This window comes from Xanthomonas sp. WHRI 7064, assembly GCF_040202355.2.
Taxonomy (GTDB): Bacteria; Pseudomonadota; Gammaproteobacteria; order Xanthomonadales; family Xanthomonadaceae; genus Xanthomonas; species Xanthomonas arboricola.
In genome coordinates this window covers 1,299,606-1,315,881 of the sequence record NZ_CP167821.1, presented here as the reverse complement: position 1 = coordinate 1,315,881, position 16,276 = coordinate 1,299,606, and the positions used below count along the sequence as shown (strand labels likewise).

The 16,276-nt window shown below is 67.6% G+C and carries 17 protein-coding genes, 1 tRNA gene and 1 other RNA gene; 7 read left to right on the top strand and 12 right to left on the bottom strand.

Annotation, left to right across the window (positions count from 1 at the left end):
• Positions 1-4: 4 nt before the first annotated feature.
• Positions 5-1,846, bottom strand: coding sequence for a glycosyltransferase family 39 protein (locus ABQY74_RS05755; protein WP_349793518.1), 1,842 nt, complete (start codon positions 1,844-1,846; stop codon positions 5-7).
• A 36-nt stretch (positions 1,847-1,882) separates the two neighbouring features.
• Between ABQY74_RS05755 and ABQY74_RS05750 the strand changes: the two genes are divergently transcribed.
• Genes ABQY74_RS05750 through ABQY74_RS05735 form a run of 4 tightly spaced genes read left to right on the top strand, consistent with a single transcriptional unit; the run spans position 1,883 to position 6,273 of the window.
• Positions 1,883-2,836 (top strand): MoxR family ATPase, encoded by a 954-nt coding sequence (locus ABQY74_RS05750; RefSeq protein ID WP_016902524.1) that lies wholly within the window; start codon positions 1,883-1,885, stop codon positions 2,834-2,836.
• Positions 2,837-2,841: 5 nt separating this feature from the next.
• A complete protein-coding gene (locus ABQY74_RS05745) occupies positions 2,842-3,798 on the top strand; it encodes a DUF58 domain-containing protein (RefSeq protein WP_104576234.1) in 957 nt (318 codons plus the stop codon).
• Positions 3,791-5,743: a DUF3488 and transglutaminase-like domain-containing protein gene (locus ABQY74_RS05740; RefSeq protein WP_126968516.1), complete on the top strand. Its 1,953-nt coding sequence runs from the start codon at positions 3,791-3,793 to the stop codon at positions 5,741-5,743. Before ABQY74_RS05745 ends, ABQY74_RS05740 begins: the two co-directional genes overlap by 8 nt.
• Positions 5,740-6,273 (top strand): Slp family lipoprotein, encoded by a 534-nt coding sequence (locus ABQY74_RS05735; protein ID WP_016902527.1) that lies wholly within the window; start codon positions 5,740-5,742, stop codon positions 6,271-6,273. Before ABQY74_RS05740 ends, ABQY74_RS05735 begins: the two co-directional genes overlap by 4 nt.
• 111 nt (positions 6,274-6,384) lie before the next feature.
• On the opposite strand, the gene ABQY74_RS05730 is transcribed toward ABQY74_RS05735, so the two are convergent.
• From ABQY74_RS05730 to dnaX, 4 genes are all read right to left on the bottom strand, one after another.
• Positions 6,385-6,735, bottom strand: a complete 351-nt coding sequence (locus ABQY74_RS05730; protein ID WP_006448425.1) for a histidine triad nucleotide-binding protein — start codon at positions 6,733-6,735, stop codon at positions 6,385-6,387.
• A gap of 106 nt (positions 6,736-6,841) precedes the next feature.
• Positions 6,842-7,435 carry a recombination mediator RecR gene (recR, locus tag ABQY74_RS05725; RefSeq protein WP_115510458.1) on the bottom strand — a complete coding sequence of 198 codons (594 nt, stop codon included), beginning with the start codon at positions 7,433-7,435 and terminating at the stop codon, positions 6,842-6,844.
• A 97-nt stretch (positions 7,436-7,532) separates the two neighbouring features.
• Positions 7,533-7,853, bottom strand: coding sequence for a YbaB/EbfC family nucleoid-associated protein (locus ABQY74_RS05720; protein ID WP_005913896.1), 321 nt, complete (start codon positions 7,851-7,853; stop codon positions 7,533-7,535).
• Positions 7,854-7,859: 6 nt separating this feature from the next.
• Entirely contained in the window at positions 7,860-9,893 is a 2,034-nt protein-coding gene (dnaX, locus tag ABQY74_RS05715) for a DNA polymerase III subunit gamma/tau (RefSeq protein WP_115510459.1), read from the bottom strand.
• Between the two features lie 236 nt (positions 9,894-10,129).
• On the opposite strand from dnaX, the gene ABQY74_RS05710 reads away from it, so the two are divergent.
• Positions 10,130-10,222, top strand: a tRNA-Ser gene (locus ABQY74_RS05710).
• A 69-nt stretch (positions 10,223-10,291) separates the two neighbouring features.
• An RNA gene (gene ffs, locus ABQY74_RS05705) (signal recognition particle sRNA small type) lies at positions 10,292-10,388 on the top strand.
• A gap of 248 nt (positions 10,389-10,636) precedes the next feature.
• Here ffs and ABQY74_RS05700 read toward each other — a convergent pair.
• The 6 genes from ABQY74_RS05700 to ABQY74_RS05675 all read right to left on the bottom strand — a co-directional run bounded on the left by ABQY74_RS05700 (position 10,637) and on the right by ABQY74_RS05675 (position 14,428).
• Positions 10,637-11,086, bottom strand: coding sequence for a molybdenum cofactor biosynthesis protein MoaE (locus ABQY74_RS05700; protein WP_047128245.1), 450 nt, complete (start codon positions 11,084-11,086; stop codon positions 10,637-10,639).
• A complete protein-coding gene (locus ABQY74_RS05695) occupies positions 11,083-11,328 on the bottom strand; it encodes a MoaD/ThiS family protein (protein WP_016902532.1) in 246 nt (81 codons plus the stop codon). The genes ABQY74_RS05700 and ABQY74_RS05695 overlap by 4 nt, the downstream gene beginning before the upstream one ends.
• Positions 11,325-11,822, bottom strand: a complete 498-nt coding sequence (gene moaC, locus ABQY74_RS05690; RefSeq protein WP_039523889.1) for a cyclic pyranopterin monophosphate synthase MoaC — start codon at positions 11,820-11,822, stop codon at positions 11,325-11,327. Before moaC ends, ABQY74_RS05695 begins: the two co-directional genes overlap by 4 nt.
• A gap of 76 nt (positions 11,823-11,898) precedes the next feature.
• Positions 11,899-12,930, bottom strand: a complete 1,032-nt coding sequence (moaA, locus tag ABQY74_RS05685; protein ID WP_126968517.1) for a GTP 3',8-cyclase MoaA — start codon at positions 12,928-12,930, stop codon at positions 11,899-11,901.
• Positions 12,930-13,679, bottom strand: a complete 750-nt coding sequence (locus tag ABQY74_RS05680; protein ID WP_016902535.1) for an MBL fold metallo-hydrolase — start codon at positions 13,677-13,679, stop codon at positions 12,930-12,932. Before ABQY74_RS05680 ends, moaA begins: the two co-directional genes overlap by 1 nt.
• Positions 13,679-14,428, bottom strand: a complete 750-nt coding sequence (locus ABQY74_RS05675; RefSeq protein ID WP_024938433.1) for a 3-deoxy-D-manno-octulosonic acid kinase — start codon at positions 14,426-14,428, stop codon at positions 13,679-13,681. Before ABQY74_RS05675 ends, ABQY74_RS05680 begins: the two co-directional genes overlap by 1 nt.
• A gap of 20 nt (positions 14,429-14,448) precedes the next feature.
• Here ABQY74_RS05675 and ABQY74_RS05670 point away from each other — a divergent pair, with 20 nt between their 5' ends.
• Positions 14,449-15,498 carry a glycosyltransferase family 9 protein gene (locus tag ABQY74_RS05670; RefSeq protein ID WP_126968518.1) on the top strand — a complete coding sequence of 350 codons (1,050 nt, stop codon included), beginning with the start codon at positions 14,449-14,451 and terminating at the stop codon, positions 15,496-15,498.
• A 237-nt stretch (positions 15,499-15,735) separates the two neighbouring features.
• Here the strand turns inward: ABQY74_RS05670 and ABQY74_RS05665 are convergent, their stop codons facing one another.
• Positions 15,736-16,140, bottom strand: a complete 405-nt coding sequence (locus tag ABQY74_RS05665) for a DUF6165 family protein (RefSeq protein ID WP_102252645.1) — start codon at positions 16,138-16,140, stop codon at positions 15,736-15,738.
• Between the last annotated feature and the right edge of the window lie 136 nt (positions 16,141-16,276).

Below are 16,276 nucleotides of genomic sequence, written 5' to 3'. Positions count from 1 at the left end.
TGATCTAAGGTGCGGAAACGGTGATGGGCTGTTCCCACCAGTCCTCGACGCTGCCGTCGTGGCCATGCAGGCGCAGTCCCAGCCAATGCGTGCCCGGCGGCAGCGCATGCGTGTCGAAGGTGGCGTTGAAACCGACGTTGGGGTGCTGCGGGTCGGTGGAGATCTTCCAATACGGGCGCACATCCAGCGGCGTGCCGTACTCGGCCTGCGCGACCGGGCGCCCGTCCATCAGCAGCTCCACCTGCGACAGCCCGACGCCGTCCTTGAATGCCCAGCCGCGCACCTGCACCCGCCCGGCCACGCGCACGTCCGGCAGCGGCGTATCGATCCAGGCCATCGCCGGAGCGATGCACGACCCGGGCTGGCGTTGCGCCGGCAGCGCGAACAGCAGGAAGCGCTGGTAGCCGTGATCGGTGGACACAACCGTGGGCGGCGGCAGCGGCCCGACCATCTCGCAGATGTCGTGATAGCGCTTCAACAGGTCGCGATAACGCTGATCGCTGGGCGAGAGCACCAGCAGCCGCGGCCCGGCGCGCGTGCCATCGCTGAGCAGCCCCCACTGCTGCAGCTGCGCGCTGCGTCCGTGCTTGTCGTTCAACTCCGCACGCAGCACTTCCACGTTGGCATCGTGCAGTTGAAAGCCCAACTCGGCACCGACCTTGAAGTTTTCTGCCAGCACGCGCGTGCCCGGCGGCATCTGCGCGAGCCGGAGCTTGACCGCGCGCGCCAGGTCCTTCCACCCGGCGAAGTTGCGCGGATAGTATTTTTCGCCGGCCGCATGTGCGCGAATCGACGGCACCGACACGGCCAGGTAATAGCCGTACGCACCCAGGGTACCGAGCAGCGCAATCGCCCAGGCCGCGCGACGCAGCGTATGCGGCCAACGCATCAGGATCACTGGCACCGCCACCAGCAGGGCCAGGTAGCCCGGCAGCGGCCAGTGGAAGCTGATCCGCTCGGCATCGCTGAAGAAGCCGAGCACGAAGATCGCCACGGTCGAAATCCCGCCCAGCAGGCCGAAATAGCGCCATTGCGCACGCGAACCGCCACCGGTACGCGTGCCGGCCAGGCCGACCTTGAGCATCGCCCAGGCCAGCAGCGGGGTCACCAGCACCGCCTGTATCAGCAAGAACCACAGCCCGGTGATCTGAAAGCGCCATGGATGCCGGTCGACCAGTTGGAAGCGCAGCCCGGCCTCGTCGTGCTCGGTGTTCCAGAACAGCAGCGGCAGCCAGCTCACCGCGCCCACCGTCAGCGCCATCCAGATGCGCGGGTCGCGCATGACCGCGCGCCCCTGCGGAATGCACAGCAGCGCGATGCAGCCCACCCCGATCACCCCGGCAAAGCGGTAATGACTGAGCGCGCCGATCACCAGGCCGATGGCGAGCTCGAGCGCACTGGTGGCATCGACCTCGCGCAGCAACCGCGCGCCGGCATCCATGCACAGCACCGCCGCCAGCGCCATCGGCACATCCGGCACCGCCAGGATGCCGAGCGTTGCCGACAGTGGCATCAGCAGGGTCAGGCTGCCGGCCTGCCAGCCCAGCGTGGAGCCGAACCAGCGCGTGGCGATATGCGCGATCAACCAGGGAATCAGCGCGGCAATGGCCAGAAACGGCAGGCGCAGGGCCAGCAGATGATGCCCGCCCAGTTCCACGCCCAGCCGCGCCAGCCAGGCGGTCATGCCCGGCAGATCCGAATACGCGGCGGCCAGATGCTGGCCTTCCTGCCAATAGAACGCCTCGTCGACGAACAGCGGCAGCCGCGCGGCAATCAACAGCTTGACGGCCGTCGCCAGTGTCCACAGGATCACGAAGGTGCGATGTGCGCGTTGGTCCCCTTGCATTGCCCTGTGCACTCTTCTTCCACCTACGGAATTGTGATGTCGACACCGCTGCGTTCCACGGAAATGCTAACCGATGCGCTGCGCCAATCGCTGCGGCGCGCACAAGACCAGGTCAATTCGCTGCTGCTGGGCAAGGCGCAGGAAGTGCGCCTGGCGTTCGTGGCACTGCTGTCCGGCGGACATCTGTTGATCGAAGACCTGCCCGGCCTGGGCAAGACCACCCTCGCCCACGCGATGGCCTCCAGCCTGGGGCTGGGCTTCCAGCGCGTGCAGTTCACCTCCGACCTGCTGCCGGCAGACGTGCTGGGCGTGTCGGTCTACGACGCCGCCTCGCGCCAGTTCCAGTTCCATCCCGGCCCGGTGTTCACCAACGTGCTGCTGGCCGACGAAATCAATCGCGCCCCGCCGCGTACGCAAAGCTCGCTGCTGGAGGCCATGGCCGAACAGCAGGTCACGCTCGACGGCGTCACCCATGCGTTGCCGGAGCCGTTCTTCGTGATCGCCACGCAGAACCCGGTCGATCTGTCCGGCACCTTCCCGCTGCCGGATTCGCAACTGGATCGCTTCCTGCTGCGGCTCAGCCTGGGCTACCCGAGCGCCGACGCCGAGCGCGCGTTGCTGTCGGGCGTGGATCGGCGCGAGCTGATCGCCCAGGCCGCACCGCAGCTCAGCGACGCCGACGTGGTGGCATTGCGTACGGTGGTGGGCCAGATCCATACCAGCGATGCGCTGATCGGCTATGTGCAGGCCTTGCTGCTGCGCAGCCGCCAGCACGCCGGGGTGCGCGTGGGGCTGTCGCCGCGTGCCGGCATCGCGCTGCTGCGCGCGGCCAAGGCCTACGCGCTGCTGCTCGGCCGCGAGCACGTGCTGCCGGAAGACGTGCAGGCCTTGTTCGTGGCGGTGGCCGGGCACCGGCTGGTGCCGGAGGCCGAATCCTCGTCCGGGCCGGCGCTGGCCAAGGCGCTGCTGCACAGCGTGCCGGTGGACTGATCCAGGTGCGTGCGCACGTGCGCGGCATTGGCCGCCGACTCAGCCTGCTGGCGCGCCCGCGGGGCGCGGAGGCCTTGCCGATCGTGCTGGATCGGCGTCGCATCTACGTGCTGCCGACGCGCTTCGGGTTGTTCGTCACCGCCTTGCTGCTGGCGATGCTGCTGGGCGCATTGAACTACAACAACAACCCGGCGCTGCTGCTGGCGCTGCTGCTGGCCACCGCCGGGATTGCCAGCAGCATCATGGCGCACCTGCAGTTGTCGGCGCTGCGCATCGAGGCGGTGTCGGCCGAACCGGTGGTCGCCGGCGAACCGTTGCGCATGCGGGTGTCGCTGGCACGTCGCGACAGCCGCGCACGGCGTGGGCTGCGCCTGGATCATCTGAACAGCAGCGGCTTCTGTGCGTTGCTCGAGCACGACATGGCCGAGGTGGACCTGCCGGTGCCCACCGAGCGGCGCGGCTGGCAGGACATCGAACGCATCCGCCTGTCCAGCACCCAGCCGCTGGGGCTGGTGCGCGCCTGGTCGTGGGTCTGGCCGGAGACACCGCTGCTGGCCTATCCCAGGCCCGAGGAACAGGGGCCGGCATTGCCCGAGGGCGCCGGTTCGCCCAACCAGACCCGCCTGCACCCGCAAGGCGAGGAGCTGCACCAACTGCGCCCGTATCGCGCCGGCGATGCGCCACGCACGATTTCCTGGAAGCATTCGGCACGCCGCGACAGCCTGCTGGTGCGCGAATACGAGCAGCCGCTGGGCATCGAAGTCACGCTGGACTGGCGCACGCTCAATGCGCTGCCGTACGAGCGCCGCATCGCGCGGCTTGCCCGCTGGGTCAACCTGGCCGAGCGCGACGGGCGGCGCTACCGCTTGTTGTTGCCGGGCCAACCGCCGCTGGGGCCTGCACAAGGTCCGGCCCACCATCACCTGTGTCTGCGCGCCCTGGCCCTGCTTCCCCATGACTGAGCCGTCCGTCCCGATCACCCAGGCCAGCCGCGCCTGGGTGCTGGTCACCAGTTGGCTGGCACTGGCGCCGTTGCTGTTGCAGCTGCCCGGCCTGCTCGCCGGCACCATTGCCGTGGCCGCCGTGCTGGTCGGGGTGCTGAGCTGGCGCGGCACCTTGATGGCACCGGTGCGGTTGTTGCTGGTGGTGGCGATGCTGGGCGCGGTGTACTGGCAGATCGGCATGCGCTTCGGCCGCGACACCGGCTGCGCGGTGCTGGCCGCGATGCTGGCGATCAAGGCCTCCGAGCTGCGCACCTTGCGCGATGCGCGCAGCCTGCTCGGCTTTGCGTTGTTCGCCCCGTTTGCGGCGTTTCTGCTCGACCAGGGGCCGGCGACGATGGGGCTGGCGCTGCTGGCGGTAGTGAGCGCGCTACTGAGCATGCAGCGGCTGGCCGACGAGGAACACCGCACCGCCACGCCTACGCTGCGGATGCAGTTGCGCGGCATCGGCAAGCTGGTCGCCATCGGCGTGCCGCTGGCCCTGGCCACGTTCTGGCTGCTGCCGCGCCTGAGCTCGCCGCTGTGGGGCGTGCCCGAGCGCGCGCTGTCGCGGCCGGGCCTGTCGGACAACATGTCGCCGGGCGAATGGATCGACCTGATGGCCGACGACAGCCCGGCGCTGCGCGTGCAGTTCACCGGCAAGGCGCCGCCGCCGCAGCAACGCTACTGGCGCGGGCCGGTGATGTGGGACTTCGATGGCCGGACCTGGCAGCGCGCGCGCTGGACCGGCCGCGGCCAACCCGCCTCGGTCACCGCCGGGCCGCAGCGCTATCGCTATCGCCTGGACTACGAGCCCACCGATCGTCGCCAGCTGGTGTCGCTGGACCTGCCCACGCAGGCGGTGGCCAATGCCGAGCTGTCGCCCGACTACGAACTGTTCGCGCAGCGGCCATTGAGTGCGTTGACCCGCTGGGAGCTGCAATCGGCGCCACCGGCACGCTTCGACACCGACCTGCCGGACCAGTTGCGCAAGCGCGCCCTCGCCCTGCCGCCGGGCTTCAATCCACGTACGCTCGCGCTGGCACGGCAATGGCGCGCGGAAGCCGGCAGCAACGACGATGCCGTGGTGCAGCGCGCGCTGCAGTGGATCACCCGCGACTTCGCCTACACCCTGGATACCCCCCTGCTTGGCCGCAACAGCGTCGACGAATTCCTGTTCCAGCAGAAGGCCGGGTTCTGCGAGCACTTCAGCTCTTCGTTCGTGGTGCTGATGCGCGCGGCCGGCATCCCGGCGCGCGTGGTCACCGGGTATGCCGGCGGCACCTACAACGGCTTCGGCAATTACTGGGTGGTGCGGCGCATGGATGCGCATGCCTGGACCGAAGTCTGGCTGGCCGGGCGCGGCTGGGTGCGGGTGGATCCCACCGCGGCGGTGGCGCCGGAACGCATCTACGACACGCTGGAAGACCGCGTGCAGGGCGGCGCGGGCAACAATTTTGCCCAGCTCGGCATGTTGGCCAGCCTGGGCCAGGTCAGCGACCTGCTGCGCCGCGGCTGGAACGATCTGGTGCTGTCCTTCGACGCCGACCGCCAGCAGCGGCTGCTGCAACCCTTCGGCATCGATCGCCTGGACAGCTCGCAACTGGCCGCCATCTTCGGCGTGTTTGCGGTCAGCGCGCTGGCGTGGATGGGTTGGCTGCTGGCGCGCGGCGAGCGTGAGCGCGACCCGCTGCTGCGCGCCTGGCATCGCCTGGGCCGCCGCTACGACAAGCTCGGCCTGGCCCGCGAACCACACGAACCGGCCATCGCCTGGGCGCAACGTGTCGCCCGTTCACACCCGAATCCGGCATTGTTGGCACTCAGCCAACGTTTCGCTGCCGCGCGCTACGCTGGCGCTGATTCGGACAGCGCCTCACTCCTCAAAGATCTGCAGCAGCATCGCCCGCGAACCGGAGCTTCCTCATGAGTACCCGCTTTCTTCTTCCCATCGTCGCCGCGCTCGGGCTCGCCGCCTGTGCCACCGCGCCCAAGCCGCTGCAGGGTCAGTTCCCTACGGTCAGTCCGAGCGATTCCACTGCCAGCGCCCAGGTCGGCACGTCGGTGCGCTGGGGCGGCAAGATCATCCAGACCAAGCCCGGGCAGGGCCAGACCTGCTTCGAGCTGATCTCGCGTCCGCTCAATGCCAGCGGCCGTCCGGACCGCAACGCCGTGGACGCCAGCGATGGCCGCTTCCTGGCCTGCCGCTCGGGCTTCTACGACCCGGCCGTGTTCGAGCCCGGCCGCGAAGTGACCTTCATCGGCAAGATCGAAGGCTACGAAACCACCAAGATTGGCGAGTACGACTACAAGCTGCCCAAGGTGAATGCCGACGTGGTCTACCTGTGGCCGGTCGTGCGCGAGGTGGATGTGGTGCCGGCCTACCCGTACGGCCCGTGGGGCGACCCGTGGGGCCCGCGCTGGGGCGGTGGCTGGGGCTGGGGCCGCGGCTGGTGGTAATCGACCGCTGAGTCAGTGACACGCAAAAACGCCGCTCGCAGGGAGCGGCGTTTTTGTTTATGCGATACGGCTGCTGGAACAGGCGCTGATGCGCTCGATCAAGCAACCAGGTCAGGGCGTGCCGAACCGTCCCAACGGCGCGCCGGCCAGCAGATGCAGATGGATATGGAACACCGTCTGGCCGGCATGCTCGCGGCAGTTCATCACGATGCGATAGCCGTCCTGCGCCAGCCCCTGCTCGCGTGCATACGACGCTGCAGCGAGTGCGAGCTTGCCCACCAACAGCGCCTGCTCCGGCGGCACGTCGTCCAGCGTGGGAATCGCGTGCTGCTTGGGAATGAACAGCACATGCACCGGCGCCTGCGGTGCGATGTCCTGAAAGCCCAGCACCTCGTCGTCTTCATAGACGATGTTGGCCGGGATTTCGCGACGAATGATCTTGCCGAAGATGGTGTCGGTCATGGGTGGGGAATCGGGAGTCGGGAGTGGGGAATCGCAAGAGCTTACCGCGCGCGCCACTGCTTTTCGCTTCTCCGATTGCCGATTCCCCAATCCCGATTCCCCGCCCTCAAAGCACCTCACCCCGGGTGCCAAAGGCATGCGACAAGGTGCCGCGATCGACGTATTCCAGCTCGCCGCCCAACGGCATGCCCTGCGCCAAACGGCTCGGGCGCACCGCATGCTGGCGGGCAAGCTGCGCCAGGTAATGCGCGGTCGCCTCGCCTTCCACGGTGGCATTGGTGGCGATGATCATTTCGGTGACCTCACCGGTGGCCAGACGCTCGCCGAGCCGATCCAGGCCCAGCTCGCGCGGGCCGATGCCGTCCAGCGGCGACAGCCGGCCCTGCAGGATGAAGTACAGCCCGCGGTAGCCGGTGGCATGTTCGATCGCCAGGCGATCGGCCGGCGATTCCACCACGCACAGCTGCTGCCGGTCGCGGCTGCTGCTGGCACAGATCGCGCAGATCTCCGCCTCGGTGAAGTCGCGGCATTGCACGCAATGGCCAACCTTTTCCACCGCATTGGCCAGCGCCGCAGCCAGGCGGCGCCCCCCCTCGCGCTCGCGTTCGAGCAGGTGGTAGGCCATGCGCTGGGCCGATTTCTGGCCCACACCCGGCAATACCCGGAAGGCCTCGATCAGTTGTTCGAGAAGAGAGGACATTGGGTCGGGAATCGGGAATCGGGATTGGGGAATCGCAGAAGCCAAGGACAACCTCGCTCTTACGATTCCCGATTCCCCACTCCCGATTCCCCGCCTCTCAGAACGGCAACTTCATGCCCGGCGGCAGCTGCATGCCGGCGGTGGCCGAGCCCATGCGGTCCTTGGATTCGGCGTCGATCTTGTTGGAGGCGTCGTTGAAGGCGGCGGCGATCAAGTCCTCGGCCATTTCCTGGTCGGAGAGGATGCTCGGGTCGATGCGGACCTTGCGGCACTCCTTGGCGCCGGTCAGCGTCACGCTGACCATGCCGCCGCCGGCAGTGCCGGTGACTTCCAGCTTGGCCAGTTCTTCCTGGGCGCGCTGCAGGTTTTCCTGCATTTTCTGCGCCTGCTGCATCAATTGGGCAATGTTCCCACGCATGTGTCGTTACTCGTCGTAAGGGCGGATGGAATCGGGGACGACCCGCGCGCCTTGCTGCTGAATCAGCTGCTGCACGTTCGGGTCGTTCATGAACGCTGTTTCGGCCGCGCTCTGGCGCTCGCCTTTCTGGCGACTGGCCCGCTCGTGCAGGGTCTCGACATCGGCATTGCCGGTCTCGATGACGATGCGCGGCGTATTTCCCAACTCGGGCGCGAGTGCCTGCGCAAGGTTGGTGATGGAACGCTCGGAATTGAGGTATTCGAAGCCCGGTGCCAGCGCCAGGCGCAGCACGCCGTCGCGATGACCGATGAAGGCGGCATTGGCGGCGAGCTGACGCGAGGGACCGTTCAAGCCGCTGCGGGTGACCAGATCCAGCCACTGCTCGGCGTCGGCGATATGGCCGTTGTCGAGCAGGGGCGATGGATCGGTTGTCGGTTCCGGTGCCGATACGGAGGGTGCGGCAACTGATGGCATCGATACCACCGCCGCTGCAGATGCAGGTACCTCAGCCGCTGCGGCAACTGCCACCGCCGCTTCGGGCGCGGCCGCAGCCGGCAACGCCGCATCGACTGCTGCGGGTGGTGCCATTGCCGCTTCCGGCGCCAGCACGGGCGTCGGCGCAGCGACGGGGGCAGTGTTGGCGCGCACCGGCGCATCGTCCATCGCCCAGGGCGGCGTGTCGTCGCTGCGCGTGGGAGCTGTCGATGGGCGGCTATCGGTCGATGCTTGCGCAGCGGGCAGCACCACGACAGGCGCGGGCGCAGCAGCGACCGGCGCCGGTGCGGCGACCGCAGCTACGGCAGCAGGCGCGGCCTCCTTCATCACGGCCGGCGCCGCCCCGGTGGCAGGCGCAGGCGCGGCTGCCACCGGGGCGGCGGCCTGCACGCCAGTTGCCGCAGACCGCGCATGACCGCCGGCACTGGCACCACGTCCATCGTCACTGCCGCCAGCCGGCACTGCCGCCGCTGGGCGGAAGGCCAGCATGCGCAGCACCGCCATCTCGAAACCGGCGCGCGGACTCGGCGCCAGATACAGATCGCGACGGCCGTTGAGCGCCATCTGGTACCACAGCTGCACCACTTCCGGCCGCAGCTGCGCGGCATAGGCAGTCGGGTCGATGCCATCGCCGACGAATGCCACCGACGGCACCAACTGCTGCACCTGGATGCGGTGCAAGGCCTCGGCCAACGCCTCCAGCACGCCGCTCCAGTCGGGCGAGAACTCGGCCAGCGCGGCGACCACCTGCATCAGGCGCGTGCCATCGCCGTCGGCCAGCGACTGCAGCATCGCGCCGACCTGGGTGCGATCGACCGTGCCGAGCATGGTGCGCACCACGTCCTCGCGCAGCGCACCGCCGGCATAGGCAATGGCCTGGTCGAGCAGCGACAGGCCGTCGCGCAGCGAGCCGTCGGCGGCCTTGGACAGCTGCACGATCGCCGATGGATCCGATTCGATCTGCTCGGCGGCCAGGATCCGGGTCATCTGGCCCTGGATCTGGTCTTCGTCCAGCCGCTTGAGATTGAACTGCAGGCAGCGCGACAGCACGGTCACCGGCAGCTTCTGCGGGTCGGTGGTGGCCAGCAGGAACTTCACGTGCTCGGGCGGCTCTTCCAGCGTCTTCAGCAGCGCATTGAACGCCGCCTTGGAGAGCATGTGCACTTCGTCGATCAGATAGACCTTGAACTTGCCGCGCGAGGGCATGTACTGGGCGTTCTCGATCACCTCGCGCACATCGTCCACGCCGGTATTGGACGCGGCGTCGATTTCCAGCAGGTCGATATAGCGGCCGGCGTCGATATCCAGGCAGGCCGGGCACTGGCCGCACGGATCGGCACTGGTGCCGGTCTCGCAGTTCAGCGATTTGGCGAAAATGCGCGCAATCGTGGTCTTACCCACGCCGCGGGTGCCGGTGAACAGGAATGCGTGGTGCACACGCCCACTGTCGAGCGCGTTACTGAGCGCGCGGACCACGTGTTCCTGGCCTACGAGTTCGGCAAAACGCTTCGGGCGCCACTTGCGGGCGAGAACAAGATAAGACATCGGGCAACCAGCTTCCTCTGAACCGATATTGTGCCATGGCGCGTCAAGTGGTTCGTTCAGCGGCCGTGGTGCCCCGGCGTCGCCACCCACCGGAGGACTGCCGGACAGCGTCGATGGCCGGCCAACCACCTGCGCTGGCACCGTCATGCCGGACCGGCAGATCCTTTACCTTGTTAATGGCGCCCGCGGCGGCTAGAATCCCGCTCCTGCCGACGACCCGGTCGCACGGCAGGTACGGAGAGGTGTCCGAGTGGTTGAAGGAGCACGCCTGGAAAGTGTGTAAGCGTCTAAACCGCGCTTCGGGGGTTCGAATCCCCCTCTCTCCGCCAGTTTCATGATCCTGCAATGCGATTGCATGGATCCAGGGTCACGCCAGTGACCCACGTCTTATGGTGGCCCCGTCGGTCCCTCGCGACGCTAGATCGAAAATCCCGCCAGGGCCGGAAGGCAGCAACGGTATCGATTGATGCGGGCGCCGAGGTCAACCGGCGGGGACACCACCCCAACCCCAGACTGATGGCGCATCGACAGATGCCGCACGCACTCGGCGCGCAATGCAGACGCTGTGCAAGCACCACTGCGACTCGGCGCTTTGCGGCCATGCTCAAAGCTGACCAGTGATTTGCAGCGGCCGTGGCAACGGCTCGGAAATACGCGCAGCGTCAGGCGCTTTCCGGCGCGCTCAACCGGCGGACACCAACTGATCTCTTGATGTTCCGGCAGCGCCTGACCTGCAAGACGCGCTACTGCGTCTGCGATTCCGGATGCAGCCAGCCGGCATCGCCTTCCAGGTAATGCTCGTGCTTCCAGATCGGCACGCGTGCCTTGACCTCGTCGATGATGAAGCGGCAGGCATCGAATGCGGCGCCGCGATGCGCCGCGCTGACGCCGACCCATACCGCCATGTCGCCGATGCGCAGCTCGCCCACGCGGTGCACGCAGTAGGCGTTGACGATGGCAAACCGACCCATTGCCTCGTCGAGCACGCGCTGGCCTTCGGCCTGCGCCAGTGCGGCGTAGGCCTCGTAACGCAGCCCGGCCACGCTGCGGCCTTCATTGTGATTGCGTACCCAGCCTTCGAAACTGGCAAACGCGCCGGCATGTGGGTGCTCCAGCGCAGCGCGCAAGCTGTCGACCGGCAAAGGCACGTCGGAAAGCGCAAAGAGGGCGGAAGTCTGCTCGCTCATGCTCAACCTCCCGACACCGGCGGAATAAACACGATTTCACTGCCATCGCGCACGCCGTCCTCCCAGCGCGCGAACGCGCCATCCACCGCCACGCGCAGCTGCGCCGGCGTCCAGCGCAGGCCATGGCGCGTATCGAGTTCGGCATAGAGCGCGCGCAGGTCCTGCGCCTGCGAGTGCACCTGCTCGCTGGCAATGCCCGCTGCCTCACGCAGGCTGGCGAAATACAGCACCGTTACTGTCGTGCTCATTGGTTTGCTCCGATATCGCGCTTGCCACCGCGCTTGGACACCAACCTGGTCGGGCCGATGCTCATGCTGTGCGACAACGCCTTGCACATGTCGTAGACCGTCAGGGCCGCCACGCTGGCGCCGGTGAGCGCTTCCATTTCCACACCGGTGCGATGCACGCAGCGCACCGTGCAACGGATGTCCAGCAGCTGCTCGCCCGCCCAGTCGATCTCGAACCGGCAGGCATCGATCGGCAACGGGTGGCAGAACGGAATCAAGTCGTGCGTGCGTTTGACCGCCATGGTGCCGGCGATCACCGCGGTCTCCACGATGCCGCCCTTGGCGCTGCGCAAGCCGTTGGCACGCAACTGTGCGGCAACGGCGGCCGGGAAACGCACCCGGCTTTGCGCGGTAGCGCTGCGCGCGGTGACCGCCTTGTCCGAGACATCCACCATCGTGGGCAGTCCGGAATCGTCCAGATGGGTCAGGCGTGCGGAACGGGATTTTGCAGGCATGGGAAACGACACGATGACAGGCGCTCAGGATGCGACATTCTCGGTGAACGGGGCGCCTGGATGGAACAGCAGTGCCTTACCCGCCGATCAGGAACATCTCCACCGGCTTGCCACGGCGCGGTGTCGATGCGCGCACCTCGCTGTAGCGGTCGCCACGCACGCTCCAGCGCGCACGCAGATGCTCGGACAATCCATGCTCGCCCTCGGCCAGGGCCGGCTTGAGGTCATGGCCCTGGCTGGCAAACAGGCAGGTGTACAACTGCCCGTCGGCCGACACACGTGCGCGCTGGCAATCGCCGCAGAACGGCACGCTGACCGAACTGACAAAACCCACCTCGCCGGCGCCATCGGCAAATGCATGCCGCTGCGCCACTTCGCCCGTGTAATTGGCATCCAGCGGCAGCAATGGCCAGCGCGCGTGGATGCGCGCGTGCAGTTGCGCGGAGGTCACCACCGCATCGGCCGTCCAGCCGTTGCAGCTGCCCACATCCATGAACTCGATGAAGCGCAGCACGTGGCCGCTGCCACGGAAGTGCTCCACCAGGGGCAGCACCTGATCTTCGTTGACGCCACGCTGCACCACGCAGTTGATCTTCAGGCGCTGGAAGCCGGCCTGCTCGGCAACGGCGATACCGGCCAGCACCTGCGCGATCTCGCCGCGGTTGCCGCTCATGCGTCTGAACAGCTCAGGATCCAGCGCATCCATGCTCACCGTGATGCGGCGCAGCCCGGCCTGGCGCAGCGCCACCGCCTGACGGGCGAGCAAGGTGCCGTTGGTAGTCAGCGCCAGATCCTCGATGCCCTCGATCGTGGTCAGGCGCGCAATCAGGCTGGGCAGATCACGACGCAACAGCGGCTCGCCACCGGTCAGGCGTACCTTGGTGACGCCGACCGAGACGAAGGCACGCACCAGCGTTTCCAGCTGATCGAAGCTCAGGCGCTGCTGCGCATCGAATCCGTAATCGTCGGGCACGCGATCGGCCGGCATGCAGTAACCGCAGCGGAAATTGCAGGCCTCGATGACCGACAGGCGCAGGTCGCGCAGCGGCCGGCCATAGCGGTCCTGCATCGGCGCGGCGGTCAGGTTCGGCAACAGCAGGGCGCCCATCAGGGCACCATGGCGGCAGTCGGCTCCGCCAGCGGCAGATGTTGACCAGGCACGGCCACGCGATGGCCGCGTGCGCGGAGCACGTCGCCGTCGGCGTCGCTGGCGTAGTGGTACAGCAGCATGCGGCTCAACAGGTCCTGCGGGTATTCCCGCTCCAAATCGTCCACCCCAGTATGCGACGGGTTGCCGTGAACGCCGCAGTCATGCGCGATGAGCTCGCTGTCATCGGCATACCGGGCCAGCATTTCCGGGATCGGCCGGGTGTCGCCGCTCCAGACCAGCGCCCCCTTCAGCCGCAGCCCATAGGCGGTCTCCGGCCAGTGGTGGCGCGCGGGGAACACTTCCAGCCGCACTCCGTCGTGCCAGAACGCGTCGCCGACCGGCACCAGCTGGAAGGCATCCCAGAAGTTTGCGCCGCCCTCGGCCAGTACGTTCGGGTAGTCGGCGATCCGCCGCTGCAGCAACGGCACCACCGGCGCCGGCACGTACAGGCGCGTGCGGCCGCGGCGTTGGGAGAAATAGCTGTCCACGAACAGCCGTTCCAGCCCGCCGACGTGGTCCAGGTGTACATGGGTGATGAAGACCGCCTGCGGCAGATGACCGTACTGTGCCTGGTAGGCGGTCAGCCCTTCGCTGCCGCAATCGATGGTCAGCCACGGCGCGCCGGCGCGCTCGATGGTGGCCATCGGCGAACCGAGCGCCACCGCCGACGCATTGCCGACCCCTTGCACCCGCAATGCCCAGTTCATCAGTAGCCCCGGCCCCAGGCCAGTTCGTAGGCGCGGTGCAGGCGCTCGTAATCCTTGTCGACCTCTTCGCGGCTGCGGTTGCCGCGCAATTTCAGCAGCGAGCGATGCAGGCGCTTGAGATTGCGTTCGCGCCAGCGCGTGGCCGGAATGCGCAATACGCCGCGGTCGAAATCGATCAACCAACCATGCCCGCCGGCATCGAACAGGATGTTGTGCGCGTTGAGATCGGCATGATCCAGGCCGGCGCGATGGAAGCGCGCGATCAGCCGCCCGGTTTCTTCCCACGGCGCCCCACGCCCGGCGACCTGCGCATGATCGGCGAGCGAGCGCACGTTCTCCAGGCGTTCCATCAACAATGCAGCGCGATAGCTCAGCCCCTCGCGCAAGTAGCAAGCCGCCAACGGGCGCGGCACCGGCAACTTGCGCTTGAGCAGTTCGCGCATCAGCCGGAACTCGGCAAAGCTGCGCGTGCGCCCGGCGCCCTTCCACAGATAGTGATCGCGGCTCACGCGCGCGGCCATGCCGCCGCGCAGGTACTGCCGCAACACGCTGTGACCGAACGGCGCATCCACGAACCACGCCCCACCCCGCCCGCCTTCGTCGACCGGCCGTGCCCTGTCGCCCCAGCGTTGCGGCGAAAACAGCCCGGCATCGGCTTGCCGCAGCCGTTCGCGGTCGAACAGAATGGCGCCATAGCCGCGGCCTTCGCGGTACGGCGCCAGCGCTTCAGTGGCGTCGAAAGAAACCATCTATCGAGTCTAACAACACCATGGCTTCTACGCCCGCCTCGTTATGCCTGCTGCGCCTGTCCGCCCTGGGCGACGTCACCCATGTGGTGCCGCTGGTGCGTACCCTGCAGGCGGGATTTCCGGCAAGCCAGCTGCACTGGATCATCGACAAGGCCGGGCTGAAATTGCTCGACGGCCTGCCTGGCGTGCAGTTCCATGCCTACGACAAGCGCACCGGCGTGGCCGGCATGCGCGCGCTCCGCCGCTCGCTGGCGCCATCGGGTCGCTTCGATGCGCTGCTGCAGATGCAGGTGGCCTTGCGCGCCAATGTGCTGTCGGCCTTCGTGCCGGCGCGGCGACGGATCGGCTATGACCGCAGCCGTTCCAAGGACCTGCATGGCCTGTTCGTCAACGAGCGCATCGCCGACCGCCCCGGCATCCACGTGCTCGACGCCATCGGCAGCTTCGCCCAGCCACTCAGCCTGACCCAGACCCAGGTGCGCTGGGACTTGCCGGTTCCCGACGAGGCGCATCGCTGGGCACGCGCGCAATGGGACGACGATAGCCGCCCGGTGCTGATGATTTCGCCGTGCTCCAGCCACGCACGCCGTAACTGGTATCCCGACCGCCATGCCGCGCTGGCCGACCATGCCGCAGCGCAAGGCTGGCGGGTCGTGCTGTGCGGCGGCCGCAGCGAGCTGGAACGCAGCACCGCCGATGCCATCGTCGCGGCCGCGCGCACGCCGCTGCTGGACCTGGTCGGCAAGGACACGCTGAAACAACTCCCCGCCCTGCTCGCCCGCGCCGATCTGGTGGTCACCCCTGATTCCGGGCCGATGCACATCGCCAACGCGATGGGCACCAAGGTGCTCGGCCTGCATGCGGCCAGCAACCCGCTGCGCAGCGGCCCCTACTCGGACGTGCGCTACTGCGTAGACCGTTACGACGCGGCCGCCCGCAAATACCTGGGCAAGCCGGCCGACCAACTGAAATGGGGCACCAAGATCGAATTCGACCAGGTGATGGCGCTGATCACCGTGGACGATGCGATCGCCGCATTCGAGCGTTATCGCAGCGATCATCCGCGCTGAGGATCGGCATCGGATCGGCGCTCGAACAGCCGTTCAATCGCTGCGCAGCTGCGCGCTGCGCCGCGGTGCAGACGCCCAGGACAGCCGGGAAGCACGAGCCAAACACCGCCGGCTCACGTGCGCGGCAGCCAATCACCGCGGTACCGGCCGACTCGAAGTGTGGCGGCGCACCAGAAAGCGCCGCGCACCCACCGACCACCACGTGTATCGGTTACGCAGACCTGCAGTCAGCGGCTCTCAGACACCGCTAGCGCGATAGTCCTGATACGACTTCTCTTCCACGTACGACGAACCCAGCGCCAGGTTGATCTCTTTCTTGATGCGCGCGCGTTCGTCGTTTTCGATATAGACGCTGCGCGCCAGCTGCACGAAGCCGTCATCGAAGGTCTGCGCCTGCTCCTTGAGACGGATGTCGTCTTCGATCACCCACAGCCGCTCGTTGACGGCCTTGAGCGCAGCACGCAGACGCACGATGTCGTGGCCGGCGGCCGGATGCGCCATCCAGCTGGTCTCCAGCGCGGACAGCTCGCTGCGCACGTTGGCCAGCTTGACGGGGTCGCTCATGCGCTCGGACTTGATCTGCAGGATCGCGATCTTGTCGAGCAGCTCACCAAAGGACACGGGCACCAGGATCTCGGACATGACAGGCCTCCAACGGATATCGGGCGGATTGTAGCCAGCGCAGCAGCGCGCGGCGGCGACACATAAACAAAAGCCCCCTTGCGGGGGCTGATGCGAATCTGGCGGAGAGGGGGGGATTCACTCGGCACTTCGTGCC